Origin of the sequence: Paenibacillus sp. UASWS1643 (assembly GCF_008693195.1) — a bacterium.
GTDB classification, from domain to species: domain Bacteria; phylum Bacillota; class Bacilli; order Paenibacillales; family Paenibacillaceae; genus Paenibacillus; species Paenibacillus amylolyticus_B.
This window is the reverse complement of sequence record NZ_VXKZ01000108.1, coordinates 168,315-192,655: the sequence shown is the minus strand read 5'-3', so window position 1 is coordinate 192,655 and position 24,341 is coordinate 168,315. Positions and strand designations below refer to the sequence as shown.

29 protein-coding genes are annotated in these 24,341 nt (G+C 44.7%); 11 read left to right on the top strand and 18 right to left on the bottom strand.

Features of this window, described 5'->3' with window-relative positions; translation table 11 throughout:
* Window positions 1-27 precede the first annotated feature (27 nt).
* Window positions 28-291, bottom strand: a complete 264-nt coding sequence (locus tag FE296_RS15380) for a DUF6809 family protein (RefSeq protein WP_105599305.1) — start codon at window positions 289-291, stop codon at window positions 28-30.
* A 129-nt stretch (window positions 292-420) separates the two neighbouring features.
* On the opposite strand from FE296_RS15380, the gene FE296_RS15375 reads away from it, so the two are divergent.
* Together FE296_RS15375 and FE296_RS15370 are read left to right on the top strand one after the other, a co-directional pair.
* Complete coding sequence (locus FE296_RS15375; RefSeq protein WP_105599306.1) at window positions 421-630, top strand: helix-turn-helix domain-containing protein; 210 nt, start codon at window positions 421-423, stop codon at window positions 628-630.
* Between the two features lie 82 nt (window positions 631-712).
* Window positions 713-1,693, top strand: a complete 981-nt coding sequence (locus FE296_RS15370; protein WP_150365507.1) for a serine hydrolase domain-containing protein — start codon at window positions 713-715, stop codon at window positions 1,691-1,693.
* Window positions 1,694-1,791: 98 nt separating this feature from the next.
* Here FE296_RS15370 and FE296_RS15365 read toward each other — a convergent pair whose 3' ends face one another.
* Together FE296_RS15365 and FE296_RS15360 are read right to left on the bottom strand one after the other, a co-directional pair.
* A complete protein-coding gene (locus FE296_RS15365; RefSeq protein WP_150365506.1) occupies window positions 1,792-2,814 on the bottom strand; it encodes a serine hydrolase domain-containing protein in 1,023 nt (340 codons plus the stop codon).
* Window positions 2,815-2,959: 145 nt separating this feature from the next.
* A complete protein-coding gene (locus FE296_RS15360) occupies window positions 2,960-3,553 on the bottom strand; it encodes a TetR/AcrR family transcriptional regulator (protein ID WP_190945250.1) in 594 nt (197 codons plus the stop codon).
* Window positions 3,554-3,737: 184 nt separating this feature from the next.
* Between FE296_RS15360 and FE296_RS15355 the strand changes: the two genes are divergently transcribed.
* Window positions 3,738-4,676 carry an alpha/beta fold hydrolase gene (locus FE296_RS15355; RefSeq protein ID WP_150365504.1) on the top strand — a complete coding sequence of 313 codons (939 nt, stop codon included), beginning with the start codon at window positions 3,738-3,740 and terminating at the stop codon, window positions 4,674-4,676.
* Between the two features lie 146 nt (window positions 4,677-4,822).
* On the opposite strand, the gene FE296_RS15350 is transcribed toward FE296_RS15355, so the two are convergent.
* Both FE296_RS15350 and FE296_RS15345 read right to left on the bottom strand, forming a co-directional pair.
* Entirely contained in the window at window positions 4,823-5,509 is a 687-nt protein-coding gene (locus FE296_RS15350) for a DUF1361 domain-containing protein (protein ID WP_223868888.1), read from the bottom strand.
* A 72-nt stretch (window positions 5,510-5,581) separates the two neighbouring features.
* Window positions 5,582-6,136, bottom strand: coding sequence for a hypothetical protein (locus FE296_RS15345; protein WP_190945248.1), 555 nt, complete (start codon window positions 6,134-6,136; stop codon window positions 5,582-5,584).
* 116 nt (window positions 6,137-6,252) lie between these two features.
* Here FE296_RS15345 and FE296_RS15340 point away from each other — a divergent pair, with 116 nt between their 5' ends.
* Both FE296_RS15340 and FE296_RS15335 read left to right on the top strand, forming a co-directional pair.
* On the top strand, window positions 6,253-6,894 hold the full coding sequence (locus FE296_RS15340; RefSeq protein WP_411860584.1) for a spore coat protein: 642 nt from the start codon (window positions 6,253-6,255) through the stop codon (window positions 6,892-6,894).
* Window positions 6,895-7,136: 242 nt separating this feature from the next.
* Window positions 7,137-8,090, top strand: a complete 954-nt coding sequence (locus FE296_RS15335) for a hypothetical protein (protein WP_150365501.1) — start codon at window positions 7,137-7,139, stop codon at window positions 8,088-8,090.
* 99 nt (window positions 8,091-8,189) lie between these two features.
* On the opposite strand, the gene FE296_RS15330 is transcribed toward FE296_RS15335, so the two are convergent.
* Both FE296_RS15330 and FE296_RS15325 read right to left on the bottom strand, forming a co-directional pair.
* Window positions 8,190-9,125 (bottom strand): sigma-70 family RNA polymerase sigma factor, encoded by a 936-nt coding sequence (locus FE296_RS15330; RefSeq protein ID WP_150365500.1) that lies wholly within the window; start codon window positions 9,123-9,125, stop codon window positions 8,190-8,192.
* Window positions 9,126-9,158: 33 nt separating this feature from the next.
* On the bottom strand, window positions 9,159-9,605 hold the full coding sequence (locus tag FE296_RS15325; protein ID WP_150365499.1) for a carboxymuconolactone decarboxylase family protein: 447 nt from the start codon (window positions 9,603-9,605) through the stop codon (window positions 9,159-9,161).
* A gap of 405 nt (window positions 9,606-10,010) precedes the next feature.
* On the opposite strand from FE296_RS15325, the gene FE296_RS15320 reads away from it, so the two are divergent.
* Window positions 10,011-11,057, top strand: coding sequence for an aromatic ring-hydroxylating oxygenase subunit alpha (locus tag FE296_RS15320; protein WP_150365498.1), 1,047 nt, complete (start codon window positions 10,011-10,013; stop codon window positions 11,055-11,057).
* A 551-nt stretch (window positions 11,058-11,608) separates the two neighbouring features.
* Here FE296_RS15320 and FE296_RS15315 read toward each other — a convergent pair.
* On the bottom strand, window positions 11,609-12,382 hold the full coding sequence (locus FE296_RS15315; protein ID WP_150365497.1) for a cupin domain-containing protein: 774 nt from the start codon (window positions 12,380-12,382) through the stop codon (window positions 11,609-11,611).
* A gap of 151 nt (window positions 12,383-12,533) precedes the next feature.
* Window positions 12,534-13,583, bottom strand: coding sequence for a leucine-rich repeat domain-containing protein (locus FE296_RS15310; protein ID WP_150365496.1), 1,050 nt, complete (start codon window positions 13,581-13,583; stop codon window positions 12,534-12,536).
* 108 nt (window positions 13,584-13,691) lie between these two features.
* On the opposite strand from FE296_RS15310, the gene FE296_RS32765 reads away from it, so the two are divergent.
* On the top strand, window positions 13,692-13,997 hold the full coding sequence (locus FE296_RS32765; protein WP_190945247.1) for a hypothetical protein: 306 nt from the start codon (window positions 13,692-13,694) through the stop codon (window positions 13,995-13,997).
* Window positions 13,998-14,093: 96 nt separating this feature from the next.
* Here FE296_RS32765 and FE296_RS15300 read toward each other — a convergent pair whose 3' ends face one another.
* Genes FE296_RS15300 through FE296_RS15270 form a run of 7 tightly spaced genes read right to left on the bottom strand, consistent with a single transcriptional unit; the run spans window position 14,094 to window position 19,139 of the window.
* On the bottom strand, window positions 14,094-14,705 hold the full coding sequence (locus tag FE296_RS15300) for an SMI1/KNR4 family protein (protein WP_124116302.1): 612 nt from the start codon (window positions 14,703-14,705) through the stop codon (window positions 14,094-14,096).
* On the bottom strand, window positions 14,705-15,148 hold the full coding sequence (locus FE296_RS15295) for a hypothetical protein (protein ID WP_150365495.1): 444 nt from the start codon (window positions 15,146-15,148) through the stop codon (window positions 14,705-14,707). Before FE296_RS15295 ends, FE296_RS15300 begins: the two co-directional genes overlap by 1 nt.
* Window positions 15,149-15,180: 32 nt before the next feature.
* Complete coding sequence (locus FE296_RS15290; RefSeq protein WP_150365494.1) at window positions 15,181-16,482, bottom strand: PQQ-binding-like beta-propeller repeat protein; 1,302 nt, start codon at window positions 16,480-16,482, stop codon at window positions 15,181-15,183.
* Between the two features lie 21 nt (window positions 16,483-16,503).
* Complete coding sequence (locus tag FE296_RS15285) at window positions 16,504-17,238, bottom strand: SMI1/KNR4 family protein (RefSeq protein ID WP_150365493.1); 735 nt, start codon at window positions 17,236-17,238, stop codon at window positions 16,504-16,506.
* 45 nt (window positions 17,239-17,283) lie between these two features.
* Window positions 17,284-17,841: a hypothetical protein gene (locus tag FE296_RS15280; protein WP_150365539.1), complete on the bottom strand. Its 558-nt coding sequence runs from the start codon at window positions 17,839-17,841 to the stop codon at window positions 17,284-17,286.
* On the bottom strand, window positions 17,841-18,491 hold the full coding sequence (locus FE296_RS15275) for a hypothetical protein (protein ID WP_150365492.1): 651 nt from the start codon (window positions 18,489-18,491) through the stop codon (window positions 17,841-17,843). The genes FE296_RS15280 and FE296_RS15275 overlap by 1 nt, the downstream gene beginning before the upstream one ends.
* Window positions 18,492-18,530: 39 nt before the next feature.
* Window positions 18,531-19,139, bottom strand: coding sequence for a hypothetical protein (locus FE296_RS15270; protein WP_150365491.1), 609 nt, complete (start codon window positions 19,137-19,139; stop codon window positions 18,531-18,533).
* A gap of 290 nt (window positions 19,140-19,429) precedes the next feature.
* Here FE296_RS15270 and FE296_RS15265 point away from each other — a divergent pair, with 290 nt between their 5' ends.
* From FE296_RS15265 to FE296_RS15255, 3 genes are all read left to right on the top strand, one after another.
* Window positions 19,430-20,413 (top strand): multicopper oxidase domain-containing protein, encoded by a 984-nt coding sequence (locus tag FE296_RS15265; RefSeq protein WP_223868887.1) that lies wholly within the window; start codon window positions 19,430-19,432, stop codon window positions 20,411-20,413.
* A gap of 56 nt (window positions 20,414-20,469) precedes the next feature.
* Window positions 20,470-21,156: a Crp/Fnr family transcriptional regulator gene (locus FE296_RS15260; protein WP_190945243.1), complete on the top strand. Its 687-nt coding sequence runs from the start codon at window positions 20,470-20,472 to the stop codon at window positions 21,154-21,156.
* Between the two features lie 190 nt (window positions 21,157-21,346).
* Window positions 21,347-21,772, top strand: coding sequence for a YlbF/YmcA family competence regulator (locus FE296_RS15255; protein WP_150365489.1), 426 nt, complete (start codon window positions 21,347-21,349; stop codon window positions 21,770-21,772).
* A gap of 138 nt (window positions 21,773-21,910) precedes the next feature.
* Here FE296_RS15255 and FE296_RS15250 read toward each other — a convergent pair whose 3' ends face one another.
* Both FE296_RS15250 and FE296_RS15245 read right to left on the bottom strand, forming a co-directional pair.
* Window positions 21,911-22,633 (bottom strand): ZIP family metal transporter, encoded by a 723-nt coding sequence (locus tag FE296_RS15250; protein WP_091017873.1) that lies wholly within the window; start codon window positions 22,631-22,633, stop codon window positions 21,911-21,913.
* 138 nt (window positions 22,634-22,771) lie between these two features.
* The gene (locus FE296_RS15245) at window positions 22,772-23,500 is read right to left on the bottom strand and encodes a YwiC-like family protein (protein WP_223868886.1); all 729 of its coding nucleotides are present in this window, start codon (window positions 23,498-23,500) and stop codon (window positions 22,772-22,774) included.
* 71 nt (window positions 23,501-23,571) lie between these two features.
* Between FE296_RS15245 and FE296_RS15240 the strand changes: the two genes are divergently transcribed.
* Window positions 23,572-24,273, top strand: coding sequence for a Crp/Fnr family transcriptional regulator (locus tag FE296_RS15240; protein ID WP_124116292.1), 702 nt, complete (start codon window positions 23,572-23,574; stop codon window positions 24,271-24,273).
* The last annotated feature ends 68 nt before the right edge of the window (window positions 24,274-24,341 follow it).

The window sequence follows — 24,341 nt, the reverse complement described above, 5'->3', positions numbered from 1 at the left end:
TGATTTCTAGCTAATTCTTACCTACTCTCATTGAAAAACTTCGTTCGTAACTAATGTCCCTATTTTAAATCCTGTCACAAATGCCTCACAAGAATTAGTGGAATTAATATTATCTATCATGTCTAATAGTTCCTCCAACTGTTTAAAGTCACCCTCCGAAAGCTTTTTCTGAAATTTTTCGATGTAACCTGTAATCTCCTTATTAATAGATCGATACTCCGAACCTTTAGGAACAATATTCTCTTCTGGTCTCAGATTACCATAATAGATTTCTTCTAATATGCTTTTCATTTCAATCCCTCCCTAATAATCTTTTCACAGTAAAAACTCATTAATTAGCTCGGTTTAATTTTATGCGAAAATTGCATAAAAATCAATATGCAGTTTCCGCATAGAGTAAGCTGATCAAGGGTGATATCTATGTATATAAGAATTCGTGATCTAAGAGAAGATAAAGATCTGACTCAACAACAAATGGCTAAGATGCTGAAAATTTCTCAAACAACATATTCTCGTTATGAAACTGGCGCTTTAGATATTCCAAGCTTTGTTCTTATCAAGCTGTCTGAATTCCATAATGTGAGTGTAGACTACATACTGGGACAAACTAACAATCCCAAACGATGTTAAGTCTACATCCTTCAAATGCTCTAGAGCGATAACGTGCTATCACAAAATCTCTATTACAAATCAACCGTACAGAAAGGACACTATGAATCCTTCATCACTGTCATCCAAGTTACAACTTATCATTCCGCAGCTGGATCTGCGAAGCTGCCTCGTCAGTGTACGCGGTGAGCTTATGTACGAACACTACCGCAACCAAGAGGCTGCGACCGATATTGCAAAAATCAATTCCTGTACCAAGAGTGTGCTATCCGCACTCATCTGTATAGCGATGGATAAAGGCTTGTTGCCTGAGGCATCAGCCCCAATCTCTACCTTTTTCCCGCAGTTGACATCCGATCCTGACCCGCGTAAACCAGCAATCACACTGGAACAACTGCTCACCATGACAGCCGGATTCAACTGGGATGAGTTCGGCGGGCAGAATTCATTTCCTCGCATGACCCGTACCGATCATTGGGTGGATTTTGCGTTGGAACAACGGTTAAGTCATGTACCGGGTACACATATGGAGTACAACTCAGGAGTGTCACAGATCCTATCCGCCATCCTGATGCAAAATGCAGGTATGAATGTAGCCGAGTTCGCAGAACGTTATCTTTTTGAGCCGCTGGAAATTAAGGACTATGAATGGGAAAGCGACCCCCAAGGTGTACACACCGGCGGATTCGGACTTAAGATGTTACCCGTAGATTTGCTAAAATTCGGTCAGTTGTTCTTACAGCAAGGGATGTGGGAAGGGGAGTCTCTCATTTCCAGTCAGCTCGTTACCCGTTCAACGCAGCCATTCATTACAGTCAGCCCACCTAATTACGGCAGTTATGCTTGGCATTGGTGGGTCGATGTCTATCCGAATGAAAGGTCTGTTGCCGAAGATATTGATGCTGAAAACGACAGACCCAATCTCCATTATTATTACGCGCGAGGATTTGGGGGGCAGTATGTATATATTGTCCCCGAGCTGGAACTTGTTACGGTGTTAACCAATGACAGACGAAAGAAAGAGAAACCTCCGCTGGATGTTTTCCCTCGATTAATCGCCCCTGAGCTATGGAAAATGTTATAAATGCAGGCCGCTCTTTTATGTTGTTCGACCACTGGTTAGACCAATGAACCCTCAACCTGTTGTAGGATAACCAATCCATAGGCTGAGGGTTTATTTTGTTATGCCAATGCTTCTTCGATGGCAACCGTGATTGGATACGGACCAGACTCTTGATTCGAGAGCACAACCAGTTGTAGATCATAGTCCGGATACACGGAAGACATGAACGACACCCCTGGATCAAACCCCATGACATGAAATTTGAAAATCCCTTCCCCCTTGCGGTCAATCCAGATCCCCTGTCCATAATACTCTTCATCCTCTTGATGAGCATGTGGAGTTAATAACTGCCGTGTTGTCTCAGCATTCAACAATTGGTGACCCAGCAAAGCATCCCAAAATCGAACCATATCCGGCGCTGTAACATAGGCCCCACCATCTGATCCGCCTTTGACAGGAATGGAGAACATATTGTTGTTCCAAGAGCCATCTTCATGATCGATATATCCTAAAGCGGTGTTACGCGGAAGCTGATCTGTTACGAAATAACCGGAGTCCTTCATGCCAGACCTTTTGAAAATGTATTCTTCCACATAATCTGTAAACGACAGTCCTGAATGCTGTTCCGCGATTAGCCCTAGCACAATGAAACCCGCATTGTTGTAGTGAAAACGTTCACCTGGAGCAGACTTCATCGGTAACTGCTGAAACATGGGCAGAAAGTCACTTAATCGCCGCATCGCGTAGACGGGTCTGTCTTTCCACAATTCTGAAAAGTCTTCCATCACTTCTTCATCAAAATAATCCGGAATGCCTGACATGTGTGTTAACAATTGATGAATGGTAATTCCTTCGTCCCACAGCGGAAATTCCACATTCAACACATCCGTAAGCTTGGAATCAGCAAATAACTTACCCGCTTCAATTAGCTGGCATACACTCACTGCCGTGAAGATCTTACATCCTGATGCAATTCCGAACCGTGTGTCCACCTGATTGGCAAGCTCTTCACTGCGATTCGCATAACCACGTTTCATATTCAAAAGGGTTTTCCCGCCTTGTTGGAGTAATACAACACCCGAAAAATTAACGCGTTCCATAACTTCTTCTACTTTTGTTGTCAGCTCTAATACATTTAACATTTTGTTGTTCACCTACTTGTCTATGTATTCATTACATTCTCATTCTTAATTCTTCGTCATATCCTGCATACCTGCCAAATTTCCATAAAAAAGAAGGGCTACTCCCTTATAAAGAGAAATACCCCTTCTTCAGACAACGTAAGGATTAAATTTCACAAAGCATGCTCAAATGCTGTTCAATCACCTGTTCCACTCGTTTTACCGTAAGTCTATCTGGCTGCATTAACATATGAATGGCGAGTCCATCCACAAGAGCATATAACTTCTCTATCTCCATCTCGGCATCCAGTTCAGGATGTGTCATCCCCCGCTTCTGCAACTCCTGTATTACCCATTGAACCGATCGATACATCCCTTGATGCATCTGATCACTTAACTTTTTTAATTCGGGGTACACCAATAATTTGGCTGTAAACGAAAACCAGACCTCCATTTCCATCATTCTGTCTTCATCCAACGGGAGAAATTGCAAGAGCAGATTCTTCATATCCTGCAGTTCAGATCCACTCATCTGTAACGCCTCCACCCTTTTCTGTACCCGTTCCGCAAAAAGGTTCATGCAAAAGGTGAACAATTCAGCCTGTGTGGCAAAATAATGACGCATGGAACCTACAGAAAGTCCCGCTTCCTTCGCTATATTCCGAACTGTAGCATGCTCCAGTCCGTGCACTTGAATGACCCGGATTGCTGCATCAGCAACGATTTTCCTTTGAGCTTCATGATCTACGATTTTTGGCATGACAACATTATACAACAAACTTCTCTTTTTGTAATACACTGTGCTATAATCTTTTTAATACATTGTACTAAAATATAAAAACATCTGTAGGAGAGGAATTCATAAGATCATGCATACAACTACCCCAGCCTCAACTCGCAAGAAATTCAGAGTTTTCACCTTCATAGTAAGGTTATTCTGCACAATGCTACTACTGATAGGTGCCGCTTTCCTCTATGAGTGGTTTGCTTCGTCGCAGGCCAAAAAGGACTTTCCACCTCCAGGTACACTCGTTCAAGTCGGCGGTTACCAACTGCACATTCATAAACAAGGCAATGGCTCGCCGACCATACTTATGGAGGCTGGAAGTGGTGAGACGAGTTTGTCGTGGAGAGACATTCCTGCGGCACTCGCCCAACATGCAACGGTGGTCACATATGATCGTACAGGATATGCCTGGAGTGAATCTGCCCCTACAGAACGTACAGGTTCGAATATCGTCAAAGAGCTACATGCAGCTCTGGAGAAGGAGAATATTCAGGGACCTTACGTTATGGTAGGTCATTCCCTTGGTGGTATGTATGCCAGACTCTTTGCACAGACCTATACAAGTGAGGTTCAGAGCCTTGTCCTCATTGACGCGAGACCTGAAGATGATGAACAGAATACAAAGGCTTTGTTGGAACAGGCTCAGTTTCAGGGAAACCCGTCTGCCTCCTTCCTATCCTTACTGAAGTTATCCGGCGCTTTCAGATTATTTCCAGACTTTTTGCTGGATGGTCTGGTTGCCAAGCAAGATCGGGATACTTTTGTTAATGTGATTGCCACCCCCTCCTTTTTTCATGCCAAAGAAGAAGAAGCCTTACTCGCCCATTTAACAGAAGATGCCATTCGTGGCCAAAATCTTGGATCAATCCCTGTGCGTATCATTGCACGCGGACGTCCTCAAAACTATGCTAGTGCAGGGATTCCAGTTGAAATTGGGCAGAGGCTCGAATCCATATGGCAATCGGGACAGCGTAACATGTTGAATATATCGAAGGATAGTCAGCTCATTGTGGCCAACCGCAGTGGACATATGATTATTCACGATGAACCTGAACTGGTTGTGAAAACAATCCTAGCGTTAATCTCTGGTAAGTAAAAGTAAGATGTTTTTTCTCAGTAGATCCAGGTCTCGTTATAATGTTAAAGGGCTGTTCCAATAGCCATGTGTATGACTTGGAACAGCCCTTTAAGCAATATATTAAGATTAGTTCTATTTGGTTGCATGCCTCAAGGCAACAAAATTTAGCGCAACGCTTGTAGGTCAACCTCAGGACTTCCTGCACTTTTCTGCGTTTCACGGGAAGACCTCGTATTAACCAGGTAATACAGTGTGGCGTAGATTGTAATGATAAACGTGCCAAAGAATAGGCAAAACGCAAGAGACGGACGGCTTACACTTTCGCGCATCAGTTCAATCAGCGTCTCGCGATTCGTCAGTGCATCCCAGCTATTCAGTCGATATACACGTCCAAGCAATACCCCGTAACTTCCCAAAGCACAGCCAGCCAGTACAAAGATCCAGGATGTCCAGCGTCCAATTCGGTGATAGATCACTTCCTGAAGCTGATACATCGACAGGAATCCAAGTAGAAGTCCAGTCCAGACAAACATTAATACAACACTCAAGTCGTACCAATACGTGTAGTCCACTCCGTTCCCACCATAATACCGGGAACTTCTTGCTGTCAGATGAACCAAATCCGTAACAATGTAAGAAGAGTTCGGGAAAAATAACAACCACAGCAGCCCACTTGCGACTGCAAGCCATGCGGACCCTTTCCATTTCACATCAGATAGCAGATAGGATGCATAAGAGAACACAAAAGGAATCCAGCCCAAGAACAGATTCCAGATCAGGAAGCGGAAATAACGCTGATCCAGCCAATCTGCGGCTACATAGTACAATCCAAGCGTTACTATTGTGACCACACTAAGGAAAATAAATATGTGAATATAATTCAGTTTTCTCAATGATTCTGACCTCACTTGATAAAATTCAAATTAATTTCGAAAATAGCGGATGATTTCTTCCTTGTTCTTTTCAACACGTAAATTCAATCCACGTTTATCCTTTAATCCATACTGCTGTAGTTCATGGCCTGGATCAAGCACCAACGGTTTAGTCGCCACATCGACAAGCAAGTCCATCGTCAATTGATAGGTTTCCCGTAACTTGTCCATCGGCAGAGAAGATTCATACCGTTTAATGAGCTCAATAAGACGTTCAGCATACACGAGACGAACCATACTGTCCGCACTCTTCAATTGTCTTGAGGAAAATTCTGTAATTGCCTTAATTATATTGGGTTCTGTCCGATGTTTGGCAATCAACGCAAGTTCATCCACCGCATCCCAATTCATGATAGACAGCTCGGAGCTTAATTGTTGAATTCGCTCCCCTATCCATTGTTCCTCTAACTCTTGGGGTACGTCCCATCGCTTATATTCTGCATACACACCTTCTCGATGCATTTGTATAGCGCTTCCGTAATGTTTGAAGAACAAATCCTTTGCTACACCCCAATCGGTCTCTTCCATCTTTAACCACCACCACACCTGTTCCTATTTGTGCGTATACTCCTAACACATTACATAAGTTTACTACTTTCCAAGCATACTAGAATCATACCATTTACCAAAGGAGAATCAAATTACCAATGAATCCGAATTCGATGAACCCACAGAATTTAGTACAACCTACTTTAAACGCAAATCCCAATGTTACGCCTAACATGAATCATGGCGGTCATGAGATGTTCGATGTGCATGAGATCCTGTCCTCCACCATTAATGTGCTGGATCAATATATGATCTTCCGTACATTCGTGCAGAGCCAGGAACTGATTGGCATTCTGGATCGGCAGTATAACTTCATTTTATCCCAGTACAATCTGACAGCAGAGTGTTTTGCATCCGGACAGAAGCCTCATCAAGAGACAGCTACCTATATGATCCCCAACATGGTACCACCGGTATATGGCCTTAAGCCATCAGCACCGAAAAAACCAAACCAGAGCTTGGCCGATGTAAAGGATGCCGGGATTAGCGGTCATATGCTGGGACTGATCAAGTCACATGCGAGTCTGCTCGGCATGTCCTGTAGCGAGATCACAAATGGAACGGTTCGCCGAGTCATCGCTTCTCAGATCCAGCATTTTATCGAGATGGCCTATGAAATTTTCATGTTCCAGAATAAAAACGCCTATTACCAAGTACCTCAACTCACCCCAAGTGATACACAACAGATGCTTCAGGCATACATTCCAGCAACCGGAGCACCTCAGATGCCTAACAGCAATAAACCACTTCATTAAGTTAGAAAATAAAGTCTGAACACCTAGAACAGTCTCTTCAACCCATTTGGGTTTTAGGGGCTGTTTTTTGGTTATTTACAATTATTTTCCTACTGAAGACTCTTGATTCGGTTACCAGAAACTGGTTTAATCAATGACAAACCCGTACTTAGTCCACATACGGATCATACATATAAAAAACGGTGAAATGCCGTTAAACGAGAATTCAAATGGCTTTTTCTTCATTATGGGGAGGTATACGAATGAGATGGAAGCAACCTGCTAAACTTGGTTTACTGGCTATGGCTCTCGGCTGTACTGCCATCGGCTCAACACTTACGACTTCAACAACGCTCGCTGCACCTGTTCCCGCTTCCAAAGCGGTGTATCATCAATTCCAAACGTTTCGAACGGAAGCAGTGAAATCCACAGCGAGTGTGGCTAAAGCACGTAAATACCTGATGAATCATATCGACAAAGTCGGTCCTTGGCAGGCAACATTAATGACCCTGCAATTGGAGAACATGCAGAACGTGAAATTGGCTGATATGGATTACCAAATGTATACGGAACAATTTCAACAGGCCATATCTCAAGCCCATGAACAACTTGGTTACGAACAGAAGCTTACATATAGTCGTCTGCTCAAAGAAATTAAAGATCCGACAGCGAAGAAACTTCTGCAGGAAGCTTCTGATCTCGGGTTCAAACTGGAAACCAGTGAAGGTTTGTATTACCCCATCATCAATTATGAGATATACAAAAAGTTCAAACCTTTTGTTAAGGCTGATATTGCTGAGTACATTGATATTATGGCTACCGAGTCCAACCAAATGACGACTTCAGATGGTGGCATTATCATCTCTTGGAACGAATTAATCCAGCGTGCATTGGAGAAAGAAGCCTTTTTGAACAACTTCCCGAATTCCAATCGCACATCAGCAGTGAAGCAAGGGTTATTTGTGGATTATCTGTTCTACGGAAGTGACAACACGCCTGCTTATGATTGGTACACGGACGAAGAAATCCGCACCATGGACCCTGAGGTGAAACAAGCTTACGAGAAAGCTTTGGCTAAGCGTGAGCCCAATACGGATAGTGTTATTCTGGACACTATGGAAAAGATTTTACTGGTTCTCAATCAGAACAGTGATGAGCTTACACCTGAAGTCAGAGCAATCATTGAACCTGTTCAACAACAATTTGCCCGGGAATAATTGGATGCTGAATCGCAAAATGTGAATGCAAAAAAAGCGGCAGTCCTCGAGAAAGAGGTTGCCGCTTTTAAGTTTACATATCAAGTCCTTACGTTTGGATCAAAGAGTTGAAGTGTCTATTGATGTAAGTTTGTTCGGATTTACGACGAGATACACGCCCTCAATCCTCTCTCTGGAAGCGTCCAACTCCAAACAGAGTACCTCGGACAACTGCCCTTCTTTCATCAAAGCGAGTTGAAGCTCGCCATTGATCCACATGGGCACCCATTCTCTTTCACGCAATCGCGTAAGGACTCGCCGTGAGGTCAGGAGTGCAAGCACACCTTTGTGAACGTTCATTGTTCTCATAACCGTATGCACAACGCCACCGCCATCTGCTGTAAACACAGGCTGATCTGCCAGTAACTCCAGCATGGCAGAGACGTCATGACGAAGGAAAGCCGTTGTAAAACGGCTCAGCAATTCACCCTTGGCTATCATATCCGCATCACTCTGCTCGATCAGTGGAAGTTTTTCAGGCAAGTTTCGTCTGGCGCGGCTAAAGATTTGACGGCAGTTGCTCTCCGTTTTGCCCAGCCAATCCGCTATTTCGGAATAATCATATCGGAACGCTTCACGAAGGACAAAAACAGCCCGTTCCATGGGCGATAGACGCTCCAACATGACCAGATAGGCGTAGGAGATCAGCTCTTTTTTCTCCATCGTTTCCTCCGGCATGTTCGCCTCTTCACTGTCACCCATCGGCTCTGGCAGCCACTCACCAACATAACTTTCCCGCTGATTACGGGCGGAATTTAGCAGATTCAAGCTTCGGTTCACAACCAATCTGGCGATGTAGGACTTGGGATTACGAATATCCTGAGCAGACGTGCTCTGAATCCCCGCAAAGCAATCCTGCACAATATCTTCAGCTTCTACCACACTGCCCAACATGCGGTAGGCTATTGAAAATGCATATTTTTTATAACGAATATACAACTCACCAACATCCAGAGAAGACACATCTGGCTCATTGGCGTGGAGATTGGAATTCATAAGAATGGCCCCCTCTGGCATGGTGCGTGTATTTTAGTTAAAGCAACCCGGATACATCCCTGTTGTAATCGCAATCCGGTTCCAGTTGTTAATCGTGTTAATGGCCAGGATCAGATCCACCAGTTCGGATTCACTGAAATGTTCACGGACCTTATCGTACAACGCAATTGGTACACCGTGTTCCGAGATACGGGTCACCGCTTCAGCCAGCTCCAGCATAACACGTTCTTGATCCGTGAAGAAAGACACTTCACGCCACACACTCAGCAGGAGAATATGATCCGCATAATCTCCCAGTTTCATCAGATCTTTGGCATGCATATCGAGACAAAAGGCGCAACCATTAATCTGGGACACGCGGATTTTTAACAGCTCATACAATACTTTATTTTCAAATTGCCCGGATATATATTGCTCCATCGCCATCATCGCTTTAAAAGCGCCTGGACTCACTGCTCTGTAATTCGTTCTTAAATTCATTTCTCATTCGCCTCCGTCATTTGGTTTACATACTGTAGACAAATGACGGCCGGGATCTGTGACATTCTTTGCGAAAATCTTTTTATGCCACAAGAATGGTTGCTCAACTAACGAATATTCACACTGCAAATTCTAAACAGTAAACCTCCATAAAGCCATCAATCAGTAAAAGAAATAACATACTGAATGTCTGTCCTCATTCTATAAAATTAACATCTACCTTAAGAAAAATCCGCGTTTTTCCGTATTCATGTACGTTTTTTACTGTACTGTTTGTGATTTCAACCAAAAGTAGGTTGGAATTATTGATATTTTGACCAAAAGAGTAGTAACATACGGCTAACCAAGTTAACTTTTCTGACATGAGAAGAGAAACGTTAATCATATCGGCAAGGAGTGTTTCCTATGATAACTTCCAACGCAAACCTTAATGTGACGTCCGAATTGCCTAGAGGCTGTACCTTCACCGCTGAAGACTGGCATGTATTATCCCAATATTGGTATCCGGTAGCCCAAGCAACCGAAGTAACAGACAAACCCCTGGCTGCTCAATTACTCGATGTGAAGCTTGTTCTTTATCGCAGTAATGATCAGGTTGTGGTAGCCAAGGATCTTTGTTTTCACCGCGGGGCTCCACTTAGCAAAGGCTGGGTAGAAAATGGCGAGATTGTCTGCCCTTATCACGGTTTCCGTTATAATTGTGAAGGAAAATGTACCGCAGTGCCTGCGCACCCAAGCTCCAAGATCTCGCCCAAGCTCAAACTCATTGTGTACCCGGCAGTTGAACGTTATGGCTTAATATGGGCCACTTTGGCAGGAACGGAAGAACAGATCCCCTCCTTCCCTGGATGGGATGATCCGGATTATATCAATATTTTGCCACCCAACTTTGACATTGCTGGTTCCTCTGGACGACAAATGGAGGGATTCCTGGATGTATCCCATTTTGCCTATGTACATACCGAAACGTTTGGTGACCGAAACAACACAGAAGTTCCCCAATACAAAGTGAAAACCGAAGGTAATGAGTTACTGGTCGAGTATTGGAGTACGGTGAGTAACTATGGCAAAGGGCAAGATCTTGTGGCACCTGAAGGTTTCCAATGGCTGCGCGAGTTTCGAGTGTTCCCACCTTTTGCGGCTTCTCTTACGGTACATTTCCCAGGTGAGGACAAGCTGAATATTCTGAATTGTGCTTCGCCGATCTCTGCCCGTTATACACGTCTATTCTGTCCAATCACACGCAACTTTGACAAAGATGCTCCGATTGAAGACACAATCAAGTTCAACTTGCAGGTATTCGAAGAGGACCGCGAGATGGTCGAGTCACAGAAACCGGAGGATCTGCCCCTTGATTTGCATGCCGAGGCCCACATTCCCGCAGACCGTACTTCGATTGCTTATCGTCAATTGTTAACGGAGCTTGGCTTGGGACGAAATTACACATCGTAAATTAAATCATATATAAGTTCAACTAATGAATATATTTACACTGGCAGTCCGATGGAAAAATAACTCTCCGTTATCGTGTAAATGTTTAGTTGAACTTATATAGGTGTTCTTCAACCTCAGGCAATCTATCGATGATGGATGTCAGCGCCTAAAAAGTCTTGAAGTACCATCCTGCGGACTCTGGGGGAATGGGTTGAAAATTTTCTAAGGAACTCAGGACATCTTATTTGGCCTCTAGGTCCTCATTTAAAGGAACTCCAGACATGTTATTTCCCATAATCCCCGATATAAACACCTCAAACGGCTGTTTATTCTGATATAAGGTGTCTCAGATTCTTTAGATTTCTGGGCACGCTTCTAATCCTTGATTAAGACGCCTACGATTCGTTAACACTCCATGCTCCGGACATGTTCAGGTATGCATCGGCTTTCAGCAGGTTTGAAGACATCCTTAATCAAAAAAAGAAGCGTTCCTTTGCGGACGCCTCTTTTGCTTTACCTAATTCAACTGAAGTACCTATGTGTATTTGATAAACGTTGCCTAATAAACGTCATCTTTCCTCTTGAATATTCGTATTCACAGGAAGCTCTCTATAATACGGGCAACCCGGTTCGTGGATAATACGTGGATCAACCCAAGTGCCCCAGTAAGGAAGACGGTTTACGTAAGGTTGCATATTGGGCTGAGTATTTGGTTGCATGTTTGGTTGCATATTTGGCTGTACATTAGGCATTACGTACGGCTGATGATTCACATTCGGAGCACTGTTAGAGATGGGGGCAGTGGAAGTCATACAATCTGCCGGCGGGCCAATAATCACTGTTTTTTGAATGGGAGCCAGCGCTTCTTGAACTTTTTTCTCATCTAGACAGTACGTATAAGCCAGAAGTTTGGTAGGTGTAAGTCGCAAGATGTCTGAGCCAAATATCGCTTCAGGCACCGGTGCATCGAAGATCGCCAGTAGATGCGTTTGATCTGCAGTAGCCACTTCATAATGCCACCAGCCTTGGGGTACATTCGCCACTTGCCCCGGAGTAATCGGGAAATGAAGCAACTCATTGGTAAACGGATTGATGAGGGACACGACGGCAGAACCGCTGATGCAATACACCAGTTCGGTTGCATTCTGATGAATATGTGGTTCAACCACATTGCCCGTGTTAAGGAAAATATCCAGTAAAGAAGTATTGCCCAGTGTGTTTAACTGGTTGATGGAAAGAGAGTTTATATAGTTATCCTCATCCTTCTTGAATAACGGGTTATTGCTCAAATCGTAAGTAAATTCGGTGGTGGGTAAAATGTAATCCATGGTTGAGGTTGCCAAAATAAAACGCCTGCCCTTCGCTCTCGGTTTAGGTCATAACCTATATGCCAGCTTATGCCCAGCGCCCAGATACGTGAGCCCATTTCCGCCAATTTTTCATCGCACAACAAATATCCCTGACTCAGATACACGGAGCAGGGATATTTGGCTATTATAATTCTTCTTCGTCGGAGATGTCCTCCCAACTGATCCCTAATGGAGTACTGTTCAAATTTACACTCTGAAGCCAGGTCATTCGCTTGACTATGTCCGGCATTCCTTCGATTAAACTATTCGTTATACTCAGATAACGCAGTTTCTTCAACTGCTCCAGTTCGGGTGGGATTTCACGAATGCCAGAGTAACTTATATCCAGATTCACAAGTTCACTCAATTGGCCAATCTCGGCTGGAATATGTTTCAGACCAAGATCCGACTTCTCCTTTGGCTTCCACCCGGTAGGAACATGATAAGAACTACCGCAATAAATTCTTAGCTCTCGAAGTTGTTTCAATTTTCCAATGTCTTGGTGAATACCTTCCAAATCCGCCGTCATGATCTCCAATTCTTCCAAAGATGCCAGTTCAAAAAGGGCTGGAGGAAGGGTGTAAACATCCTGCTCAAAAATCGTCAAACGTTTCAAGTGCTTCAATTCCCGAATTCGTTCCGGAATCTCTTTCAAGAAATGTGAACTAATATTAAGCACATCGGTCTGATGCCTGATTGCATCCTCCAACAGTCGATGAATATCTTTCTGACGATCTAACTCGAAGAACAAACCTGGAATACGCTCCATTAGCTCAATTGCTTCTTCTTGTGTAATGTGCATGCCATACATATGCTCATGAGCAACCGTGTAGAAGTAATCGCTCCCATCCTCTTTCAGAAAACAAAGATCGTCCGGCAATGACGGATATAACCAGTCATGAAAGCGATTGGCTTCCTTCTTAAGGACCTGCCCGGAATCAGGCGTGCAACGATATATGTAATAGATGCCCTCTGAGTACATAGCGCCACTTTGCATCATCATTTCTTCCATCGTACTCTTTTCAATCAGATACGGCTCAAGTCTCTGTAACACTTTGGCAACACTCTCAGGTGTATCTCCCTCGACATACTTTCGGTCAACCAGCATAAAACGATCTGTCTTCTCGATCAATTCGTCAATCAACAGTTCATAGGCAGTTCCTCTTGGATCGGTGTGAAAAGCTACGGCTACCATATGCTCCCCCTCATGACTCTATATTCATTATTCTTCAATCTGCTGTATCACCTGCAACCACTGTGGCATAGGCTGATATCATCAATCCAGTTATTGGAGGCTTGTTACATGGCATACGGCCCTGGTTCAGTATCATCCCCGCAACCTGCGGGTTATCCTTACCCTTATTATCCACCACCGCCACCGTACCCTTATCCTTACCCCTATCCATACCCGCCCATCGTTCCTGTTCCACTTCCATTTCCGATCGGTGGCCCTTGGTGGCATGGTGGCTATCCCGGCGGTGGTTACCCCGGTGGACACCCTGGTCATTTCCCAGGAGGTGGCTATCCCGGTGGACCTCACGGCGGTCCAGGTGGACACGGAGGACCTCCTGGCGGAGGATTTCACGGACATCGTTTTTTTCAGTGGTAAACAAGTGATTCATTCAAAGTCCAGGTTCAGATCAGATGAAGAAGCTGCTTCAGCAGCTTCTTTATTCATCTAGAACTATCCTCTAATCGTTTAGATTTAATATGTGATCTCATCCATCACCTTCAGATTTCGGTTCGACATGTGGAGGAGATCCGTGAAGGTAGGTGTAAGGTAATAAACAAAGTCCGGATCATGCACGTACATAATAATCTGTCCATACGTCCCTTCCTCCGTTGGATCAAAATCGAGCATCAGATACAGTGAACCTCCCGCGATCGTTGCAAATGGAATCCATGGTTTGTGGAACAGGTACGGCTTAATCTCAGGGTCCAACTGGCTGATCTCTTCCGCAGAATAATACTCTTCCAGCTTCTCATCCACTTCACAGAAGTATTGTTTGGTCTCTCGAATCTCTTCCAATGACATCATATAAAATGGCGTACAACGCCCAGCCTCAGCATCACCCGGGTACAGCACATGCAACCCATAGCCACTGCCGTCTTTGCCTTGGTAAAAGGTACGAAAATCGCCAGGCAGCCGGACGCCATACTCCTTTTCGAATACTTCGAGGCTTTCCTCGGATGCACCTTCCCCATGTTGATATTGTTCAAACAATTGGCGAATCTCTTGATCCTGTATTTTCTCATCCAGCAAGCGATTCAGCTCGTCAATAAGTACGTTTAATGTTACATTCGATTCCGGTTTCACTAGACCTCCCCTTTCTTAGCTCCGCCATTCTCTTCTTGCACATATTGATGATAGCCCCAAAACGCTTCTTCTTCTCCGCCACCTTCGATCAGAATCATAACTGCATAAGATAACAAATTAAGCCATTGTTCCATCAATGCCACCTGTTCGTCCGAAATGAGGTTGTTGCTGCGAAGCATACCCTCAGGTTCAATAGCCCAAGCACGTGCCATATGAGTAATTCCCCATAGACATGCCATGACTTCCCGATCCAATGAAGGCCGTGCAAGTTCTGGTGCCAGAACCCGCAGTATCTCCATCAACTCATGAAAATTCTCTTCAATTAAATGTCCACGAAAGGGCCGCAGACTGCGAAGAAAACCGTTCTCCATCTTGGGATGACTCAGATCATCATAGGAAAAAGCATGACATTTTAATAACATTACTGCCTCTTCACGTTCCATTCCTTCACCCCTAACTAGGTCAAAATGCTAACTCACCAGCGCAGAGGTTCTTCTCCACGCCACAATACATACCGCTCCAACTCACGAAGAGTGCCTGTACCGATCCCGTACTCGTCCATTTCTTTGGAACGAAGATCGAGCACATGCAGCATGCCACCATACGTGCCAACTGCAAGTTTGGACTGCCCTGGCGATACGGCGAGAGAATAGATGGTACTTCCCACAAAATGACGCCATACTTCCTTACCCTCGCCATTTACACAATATAGATAACCATATGCATCCCCCAGCACCATGCCTGCCTCTATTTCCACCGCTGCATACACTCGTGCATTCTCATCCATGACCGGCCAATCTTCCTTCGTTTCGTTACCTGCGATTGATTCCAGCAGAACCTGTATCGTGACCCCGTTATAGAAATGACATGCGTTAAACCAGACGGTCTGGTTATCACTGGTGAATGCCGCATAATGAGGATAGCTTGATTCCGGATAGAGGGAGTATGTCTTGTTCAGCTGGCGGTCCATCACCATATGATTGCTCCCTTGGCTACCATATGCAATCCATCGACCATCCCGAGAGACCGCTACATGTCCCATGTCTAACTGTGTATCCTCTAGCTCATATTCTTCGATCTCTGCCAGATCGGGATGAAGCAAGGTCACTTGATCTTGCGTTACCAGATATATCCCGTATCGTGAATGTATGAGTAGTGCTCTGCCTTCATCCATAGGTATAAGTCCTTCAAGTGTCCGTTCGGGATGCTCACAGTCTGCAAGTGATTCAATCCGAGGTAATGACGACTGTATCCGGGCTTGAATATCTTCCCATCGATATGTCGCTATCTCCTGCCCTTCCAACCTGCGATCTGGCTGACGAATGACACGAATTCCATCCGGTCCTGCAAGCGCATAGTCCAATCCGTCTGATGAGCAACCTGCAAAAGTATATGGAAAGATCAACTGCCATCCGTGTTGATCCATCGTATATATCTGACTATTCTCCGTGAAGATACCCGTATTACATACACACGTTTCCTCATTCAGATAACCTACAACTTTGACCGCCTGCATGGAAGCCTGAAACGCCTCATTCAGTGGCCACGTCGCTGCTGGCAGCTCACGTCGGAGCACCTCCAAGTCACCGTGGAGATTGGCCTGTCTCACCATATGGAATACTTTAATACTCATTCCGTTTCTGGAGTCTCCCTCCAGCTCGGATTCATCCGGTTGCTCTCCCTCCATGCTTCTCTGGACAAATGCATTGACATCCCTTGCATAACGCTTGCCTTCATTGCGCCATTGTTCCGCGATGTCTTCCTTTAACCAACTCATCTGTTCCCCTCCACTCTGCATCTATTCATATGCCGTACAATGATGTGCCTGCAAGAACAAACTGATTTCGTTATCCGTCGCCTCCTCCGCACCATTCTTTTCTTCATAGAACAGGGCAACTTCTCTCCCCGTTGCATAGTTAAATCGTAAATATCCTCCCATCGACACCATGAACATCTTGCAAATGTACTCATTCTCCAACACAGCATCCCACTTAAATTCTGTTTTGCATGTATCGGCGAGCTCCTTCATGGAGCTTCCCTGTTCCGTCCCTGAAAAATGGTAAAACGTATGTTTCCGAAGCTCATTCCACGGTTCAAAGTATAGTGGCGTTATTGGTTTATCCTGATGGTAATACCCACAATAGATCCGGTCCAGCGTTTCGCCAAATTCAGTCTCCGAGCATGTCCATAAGGTGATATTCTCATCATGACGCGGTAGCCACAACAGCCCCTCAACTTCCGGATGAACAGCAAGGAAATCTCCATCTACAGAACTGCCGATGGAGATGCACTGCTCAAGTTGATGCTGACTTATAGGCGAATCATCCGTATGTATCCAAAAATCATATTCAACAAAAGGCTTCAGCACTTCCGGGTCCGGCCTCTGCACATTCATCCATCCCGTGTATGTACCCTCTCCGTATTGTTCAATCCAGGTCCGGTATGACAAAGGCAGCGAGATGGCGTGCTGTTGTTCAAAGTGATCCAGTTCCTCTGTTGGAACCGGCTTAAGTACACGGGATACCATATACATTTGTCGACATCTCCCATCTCAGGTTGGTTCATTCGTTTTCAGAATCTAAGCCAGTTCTTCCTGTACAATTTCAGTCCATACGCCTTTACGATTCAGAATGCGAATGGCAAAGGCATCATATCCATCACGCTTGACCTGATCAAAATCCATGCGCTCTCCCGTAATCAGTTCATACGTACCATGCTCATCTACATCTTCGCCAAACTCTTCATCCCAAGGCACATTGTAGTAAGCCGTCAACTCTACTTCAAATATGTCCTCTCCTTCAACATCCAGGTAAGGACGAAGGGGTCTGTCATGTAGTGCGTCTTCCGAATAGGTCTCACATAACATGGCATCATATCCGTGCTTGGCAGTATCAATGAGCAGATAACGCTCACCCGTGACCGTATGCTCCGCATATACAAGAAGCGGTGTCGAATCATGCCAAGTAATCACATCATCTTCGGTTAAGTCACCATAATAAAAAATATGGAATTTATCATGACCATCACTCGTTTGAAGTTTGCCTTTCCACTCCACTTCATCGGACTTTTTGTCCTCTTCCTTCCTAATTAATCCTTCCAGATAAACAGGTCCGTGTTGTACACCGTACTCATTCATCATCTCGCCTCCGATTTGTTCATTCGAATAGTAACTACTTTGTGCTCCTCATCCACGTTCAGTTTCACATCGATGTTTAGCTTGTCACGGAATAGCGCCGTAATATTGATATAAGGATCGCGAGCAGCTTCGCTGCCACTCCCACTGGTACGGCTCATTCCCTGATGAATAATGGATTGTACGAGCAGTTTATCTCCCTTGCCAGTGTTATCGTAGGAGTAAATCACCTGCCCATCCTGATCATACAGATTCAGAACGGTTCTAAAATCATTGGCGTTCTCGTACTTTTTCTCGGTCTGTACATAGGCGTGGTCCGTGTGTTCATAGTTTACAGTACCTTCCAGATACGGATTATCCCCACCGGGCTTCACTTCATACTCCCGATAGGCCAGATTAAACAGGTATTGGATATGACTCATATCGATCCGGTAATAAAACTGACGGTTATCCTCTTGTTTATCCATCGCTGCAAAACTGTTAATCAGCGGCCAGGCTTCATAGGACTTCCCTTTAACATCAACCGCGAGAGCATAGTCAGATAAGACTGTCTGTTTTTGAAATATGCCATAAGTCTGTAAAATAAAATAAGCAGGAATCATCAACATACCCAGAATGATTGCAAAAATAGTTAATTTAAATCGTAGTTTCATGTCTTCTCTCCTTGCGGCTTTAACTCTTCAATTTCATTCTCATCCAGTCTTGTGCTGAAGCTTTGACAGTATACGCACAACCACATCCCTGTTCTTCGCATCCTTGATATAAGCCGGAATACTATGTGAAGCCGTTCGTATAGGCATATTTCCGTATTTCACACGCAGATCTGCGGAGACATAAGCGATAAGATAATTCAGATGCTCCCTATTCACAGCCCATATTATTTTTCCTCTAAAATCATCCAGGAAGTATAATTCCAGCTCAAATACAGGATCCTTCCCTGCACGAATCTCGGAAAAACACCTTTGGTATGTCGGCTTGGCGTGTAATTCAACCTGATTAACAGAACCACAATGCGGACATTCTACATGCGTTGATCGGTGAGACGTCTTCTTCTCGTCTGTGACTTCCACGTTGAACCAGCGTTCACATACAGCACAATTCCCCTTGGCTTTATATTGATACACTGGTTCTTCAAAAGCTTGAACGTAACATTCGAAACACTTCCATCCCAGTTGATCATTCTGTTGTTCAATCGTAGCGTGCCCACCGCATTTGGGACATTTCACATCAATCCGCTCTCCCCGTCGAAGAACCGAATAGAAACTGTACTTATACGCACCTTCATCTTCGAAACGTTTCATCCTGTATCCACCCTTCTCCTGGACTATGACACACACCGCGTCAGAATACTCAACATTTACCAATCCATCTCTCTAAAATTATATGAAACTCCGTTCCTCAGCACAAGAATTGAAGGAACAATGTTGGAAATACGTCTAATACGACATACCCAAGTGTGTGCCTCATCACACCCGTCCCCACCTCAATAACGTAATCTATAACTAAATAACTACTGAAATGAAAGAAAAACTGCTTTTTAGATTGTGAAAAACATCACTTGAGTAAAGGTTGTGCAACTATGTTCTCCTTAATGAATGTATATAAATGGTCACTCGTATTCGCTATATTCACAGCAACTCTCTCTCACTGTAGTTCCACTGATACGGTTAAACCTGTTCACGAAGAAGTTTCCTCCTCCTCCTCCTCTGCGGTCAGTCAATCCCCGGTGGACCCTATCATTCGCAGAGAAGGTACTACGGTATATATTGAAATGACGGCCCAGGTTACAGATGTCGAAATCTCCGAAGGAGTGATCTACAACGCTTGGACATTTAATGGTACCGTGCCTGGCCCCATACTTCGTGTGACAGAGGGTGACACACTGGTGTTCACTCTAAAAAATAAAGACTCCAGCCTGCCTCACTCCATGGACTTTCACGCTGTACATGCGGCTCCCAGCAGCAAATTTATCGATGTTATGCCAGGCGAGGAAGGCACGTTCACCTATCCCACCTCCTCACCCGGTGTATTCATGTATCACTGTGGAACCAAACCGGTTCTTGCCCATATCGCAAACGGGATGTACGGCATGATTATTGTGGAACCCAAGGCTGGATACCCTTCTGATCACTTGGTTGATCGTGAGTATACCCTTGTTCAGAGTGAATGGTACAAAGAACATGATTATGAAGCTTTTTTGAACGGAGAACCGGATTATGTCGTATTTAACGGCAATGATTATGGATTAGTTAAACATCCCCTGTTAGCCAAAGTAGGAGATACGGTGCGGATCTATGTCAGTAATGCCGGCCCCAATGAAGTCTCATCCTTCCACGTTGTAGGTACAATTATGGACCGTGTATATACCGATGGGAATCCTCGCAACATCCAATATGGAATACAGACGGTTATGCTTCCTGCAAGCGGTGGAGCTGTCGTAGAGTTCACCGTGACGGAAGAAGGCGATTATGCGATTGTAACCCATCAGTTCAACCATGTAGCCAAAGGCGCTGCCGCTGTTCTGCGTGTGACCAAGGATGGTACTGATCATGGTGGACCCGCGATGTCTCACTGAGACATGACAATAAATAATGGCTATACCTATCCTGAACAATTCGAGGTGATTAAATGATGATCTGTACACACGAAGCGAAGGATGCCTGTTTCTCCAAAGTATCTCTGTTCCAGCATCTTGATCCAGCCGAAGCTGCATTGCTGACCTCCCTTTTGCATACCCGCAAATATAACAAAGGCGAAGTTGTCGTCCAGGAGGGAGAACGCTCAGATACGCTTTATGTGGTTCATCAGGGATGTGTGAAGTTATCCAAATACAATGAAAATGGCAAGGAACATATTATCCGGTTTCTGTTTCCCGGAGATTTCTTCGGACAAGATTCCCTGTTACACCAAAAACCACATGCCGCGAACGCCGAAGTTCTGGAGCCTTCGGCCATCTGCTCCATCAGCAAGCATGACTTTGACCAGTTACTGGAACATGATCCGAAGCTTGCTTATCATTTCCTGCTTGCCATTTCCAATCTTCTCCGTGAAACAGATGAATGGAACAGCTCACTCAGTGCGATGACAACGGAACAGAAGATTGCCAAGTTGCTTTTGTATTTTCATACCCGAAATCATGCAAGGCATGAGATCCGTTTGCCTGTTTTCAAAAAAGATATGGCACTGTTGCTCGGTATCACCCCCGAAACACTTAGTCGTAAACTCGCCACGATGCAGACCCAGGGACTGCTTCAGGTTACAGGAAACTGCATTCTTATTCTTCAATTGGAGCAGCTCAGGGAAATGGTTCCGTTCTGAACTAAAGATTATTTGCACTAACACCACGAGAGCAGAATGACCTTCCCATCAATGTTAACGTGTGAATGATTAGTTCAGCTTATATAGCTTTGGGACAAGTATTATATTTCACATTGGATGTGAGTATCGTCACAGTGAAGCTTAGCGTTACAGTATACAGTTAAGAAAAGATCTACAGGAGGTTTATACGATGAATACGGTTGTTAAATTGGACAAACAGATCATTATGCACAAAATGCAGGAGCTATGTTCACTGCTATTACAAGATGAAGGCTACAAAGAGATGCGGGACATGATTGATCAGTTTGCAGCAGATGAGCAAGCCACAGCCCAGTATGAGCGTTTTATGGAAAAACACCAGGCACTGGAGGAAAAAGAACGGCAGAATATTGAGTTGCTTGCCTCTGAAATTCAGGTGTATGAAGAGGAAGAACGTGCTCTTTATGATCATCCCCTCATTCGTCGGTTTATCTATGCTCAACGGGAATTCAGTCAGCTACATCAGCAGATCAGTCACTATTTCACGAAATCTGTGGAGTTGAATCGCCTGCCCGAATCCAATGAACTAGGTAAGGAAGCTTGCGGGTGCGGAGGCAGCTGTTCCAGCAACCACTAAGAACGTCCTTTGTTTAATAATAAAAAGAGTATCCGATCAGAAACCACTCTGTTCGAATACTCTTTTTATATAAATCAACTAATATCTACACGACAATGTAGGTATGTAGAGGACAGTGACTAGCAACTGGTTCTGTCTCTACAGATCCAACAACAGCGATACGAGCAATCCCATGGATGCAATCAAACCCACAACTGGCCCGCCCTCTTCAAAGGCTTCAGGCATCATCGTCGAGCAAATCATGGCAATGATTCCGCCACCTGCAAATGCACCAATTGCTGCACCCATCTCCTCAGGAAGCTGCTCGAGAAACAGATATCCACCTAGAGCTGCAAGCGCGGAGATCAATAGTACACTCAGCCACATTAGTATAATTTTGCCACGACTGTACTTGCCCTGTAGTCCAACCGTACTGGACAGACCTTCAGGAATGTTGCTGACAAAGATCGATACCACCAGCACCACACTGACACCGTTGCCAGCCAGCAAGCTGGCTCCAAGCATAATGGATTCCGGAATAGCATCCATCACCGTGCCTGCAAAGATACCCAGGCCGCTTTGATTCGAGTCTCCTGACCTTCCCGAGCGTTTACGCCCTGCCCCTCCCTTTGCAGAAACGAGCAAGTCAAACAAGGTATATACGACGGCACCCGCCGTAAATCCAATGGCTGTAGGGATAATCCCTCCATCATTCAGCGCATCTCCGAGTAGTTCAAAGGTAGCTGCGCCGATTAATGTACCTGTCCCAAAAGCCATAATCCAGCCAATGACTCGTTTGGGAATCTTCAGAAACAATGCTGCGAGTGCGCCTATGACAACCGCTGAGGCAGAGATGCCGCCCCACATGAATGCAGTCCACATCTGGGCCGACCCCTCTCAAGTTCAATTATGTTCTATCATTCCATTAACCTTGGCTGACGAATCAAAAACATTCCTGCGACGTTGTGACCTATATCACCTGCTGTGTTCAAAAATCACGCTATGATGAAATGATGCGAATTACAATAGAATAGACCACAGCAAGAACTGAACGGCTCCAATAATTTCGATGATACCAACCTTCATAGGGCGGAGTGTCCTGCCTGCATAGATGAAGGTTCGCACAGCGGAGTAGACATACGCCAAAGACATCCATGGATATCCTATCGCCATCGGTATGATGATTAGAAGGATATGTACCATGCGAGTTAGCATCAGCCAACGCTTATTCGTTCGCTCTCGAAAGACCGATTTCACAAAGAACGTACTTCCTGTAAAATGTAAGAAAGAAAACAAAACTACGATCGCCATTCCATAGTCCCAGTGCCCGCTTCCTACGAGATAAGCAGCTGCTCCCCCTAGAGAAAATACGAGCATGGCACACAGGTCATTGGTAAGCGAGCGTTCTACTTTGTGTCTAACATGCCAGATGTTCACCAGCAACAAGCCAGCCAGTACCGGGCCAAAGAATAACAGTGAGGTATGGCCAAGAACGGGCGGAATCAGGCAGATGAGAGCCACTGTACCGTAAATGGCAGCCCATTTGTAGAGACGCTGCCGATTGGCATTTTTTTTCAAAGACTGCAGTAAAGGATACGCAGTTAGATATAGTCCAAGCCAGGCTACAAATAAGGGCACATGCAGCCATTGCGGCCCACTTGCAACCATACCTACCAGAAAAGGTACACTAACCATGGCCCAGCCGCCATGTTCATGGGGGATAACGATTGAATGCGTATTGGTTTTCACTTCACAGTTAACCTCCTAGGATTGAATGATGTCGAAGTTCAGAAATATGAACACAGAGAGGAAAGATTCTCATGAGCAGGGTAAACAAAGATTCAGCAGCTGAGTTTTTACAACAGTTCCCCATCTTTCAGGACCTTAGTCCAGAAGAATTAAAGCAGGTCGAAGATATCGCCATTTCCAGAAGCATTCATAAGAAAACGGTCATTTTTAGCGAAGGTAGCGAAAAAGAAGCTGTTTTTTTCATTCGTACCGGCATTGTAAAAGCATATAAAACGGATGAGAACGGACATGAACAGATTGTCTCTTTCCTCAAAACAGGGGATATGTTCCCGCACACCGGCTTTTTTAACGCACACCCCTATCCGGCTACCGCTGAAGCGATTACCCCTACTGAACTACTGGCCATACCTGTCCGATTGTTCGAACGATTAATGCTGGGCACTCCATCGATTGCGATCAAAATCATGCGTGTACTCGGAGACAAAATACGAGAATTACAGGATAAATTGCAGGTACTCTCTGGTCAGGATGTGCGTAACCGCGTGCTTTCCTTCCTTCTCATGCTTTCAGAACAGCATGGACAGATACATGGAGACCAAATTATCATCAACCTTCCCATGACACACCAGGAGTTTGCCAATTCCATTGGTACAACAAGGGAGACAGCGAATCGGCTTCTAAATCAGCTTACTAAAGAGCATTTGATCGAAGTGGATCGCAGCCGAATTATCATTCTTGATTTACAAGCATTGAAACAACAAAAGGATGCATGATCATCAAGCTCCACTGGGGTTACCCCAATTCCTTACACCAATCTCTGTGTGCAAAAAGAGACCTTAAC

What these genes read in the sequence shown, in the direction of transcription:
- FE296_RS15380 (WP_105599305.1), bottom strand. Translation starts at nt 291, where the DNA reads ATGAAAAGCATATTAGAAGAAATCTATTATGGTAATCTGAGACCAGAA.
- FE296_RS15375 (WP_105599306.1), top strand. Translation starts at nt 421, where the DNA reads ATGTATATAAGAATTCGTGATCTAAGAGAAGATAAAGATCTGACTCAA.
- FE296_RS15370 (WP_150365507.1), top strand. Translation starts at nt 713, where the DNA reads ATGAATCCTTCATCACTGTCATCCAAGTTACAACTTATCATTCCGCAG.
- FE296_RS15365 (WP_150365506.1), bottom strand. Translation starts at nt 2,814, where the DNA reads ATGTTAAATGTATTAGAGCTGACAACAAAAGTAGAAGAAGTTATGGAA.
- FE296_RS15360 (WP_190945250.1), bottom strand. Translation starts at nt 3,553, where the DNA reads ATGCCAAAAATCGTAGATCATGAAGCTCAAAGGAAAATCGTTGCTGAT.
- FE296_RS15355 (WP_150365504.1), top strand. Translation starts at nt 3,738, where the DNA reads ATGCTACTACTGATAGGTGCCGCTTTCCTCTATGAGTGGTTTGCTTCG.
- FE296_RS15340 (WP_411860584.1), top strand. Translation starts at nt 6,253, where the DNA reads ATGAACCCACAGAATTTAGTACAACCTACTTTAAACGCAAATCCCAAT.
- FE296_RS15335 (WP_150365501.1), top strand. Translation starts at nt 7,137, where the DNA reads ATGAGATGGAAGCAACCTGCTAAACTTGGTTTACTGGCTATGGCTCTC.
- FE296_RS15330 (WP_150365500.1), bottom strand. Translation starts at nt 9,125, where the DNA reads ATGAATTCCAATCTCCACGCCAATGAGCCAGATGTGTCTTCTCTGGAT.
- FE296_RS15325 (WP_150365499.1), bottom strand. Translation starts at nt 9,605, where the DNA reads ATGAATTTAAGAACGAATTACAGAGCAGTGAGTCCAGGCGCTTTTAAA.
- FE296_RS15320 (WP_150365498.1), top strand. Translation starts at nt 10,011, where the DNA reads ATGATAACTTCCAACGCAAACCTTAATGTGACGTCCGAATTGCCTAGA.
- FE296_RS15310 (WP_150365496.1), bottom strand. Translation starts at nt 13,583, where the DNA reads ATGGTAGCCGTAGCTTTTCACACCGATCCAAGAGGAACTGCCTATGAA.
- FE296_RS32765 (WP_190945247.1), top strand. Translation starts at nt 13,692, where the DNA reads ATGGCATACGGCCCTGGTTCAGTATCATCCCCGCAACCTGCGGGTTAT.
- FE296_RS15295 (WP_150365495.1), bottom strand. Translation starts at nt 15,148, where the DNA reads ATGGAACGTGAAGAGGCAGTAATGTTATTAAAATGTCATGCTTTTTCC.
- FE296_RS15290 (WP_150365494.1), bottom strand. Translation starts at nt 16,482, where the DNA reads ATGAGTTGGTTAAAGGAAGACATCGCGGAACAATGGCGCAATGAAGGC.
- FE296_RS15285 (WP_150365493.1), bottom strand. Translation starts at nt 17,238, where the DNA reads ATGTATATGGTATCCCGTGTACTTAAGCCGGTTCCAACAGAGGAACTG.
- FE296_RS15280 (WP_150365539.1), bottom strand. Translation starts at nt 17,841, where the DNA reads ATGAATGAGTACGGTGTACAACACGGACCTGTTTATCTGGAAGGATTA.
- FE296_RS15275 (WP_150365492.1), bottom strand. Translation starts at nt 18,491, where the DNA reads ATGAAACTACGATTTAAATTAACTATTTTTGCAATCATTCTGGGTATG.
- FE296_RS15270 (WP_150365491.1), bottom strand. Translation starts at nt 19,139, where the DNA reads ATGAAACGTTTCGAAGATGAAGGTGCGTATAAGTACAGTTTCTATTCG.
- FE296_RS15265 (WP_223868887.1), top strand. Translation starts at nt 19,430, where the DNA reads ATGAATGTATATAAATGGTCACTCGTATTCGCTATATTCACAGCAACT.
- FE296_RS15260 (WP_190945243.1), top strand. Translation starts at nt 20,470, where the DNA reads ATGATCTGTACACACGAAGCGAAGGATGCCTGTTTCTCCAAAGTATCT.
- FE296_RS15255 (WP_150365489.1), top strand. Translation starts at nt 21,347, where the DNA reads ATGAATACGGTTGTTAAATTGGACAAACAGATCATTATGCACAAAATG.
- FE296_RS15250 (WP_091017873.1), bottom strand. Translation starts at nt 22,633, where the DNA reads ATGTGGACTGCATTCATGTGGGGCGGCATCTCTGCCTCAGCGGTTGTC.
- FE296_RS15240 (WP_124116292.1), top strand. Translation starts at nt 23,572, where the DNA reads ATGAGCAGGGTAAACAAAGATTCAGCAGCTGAGTTTTTACAACAGTTC.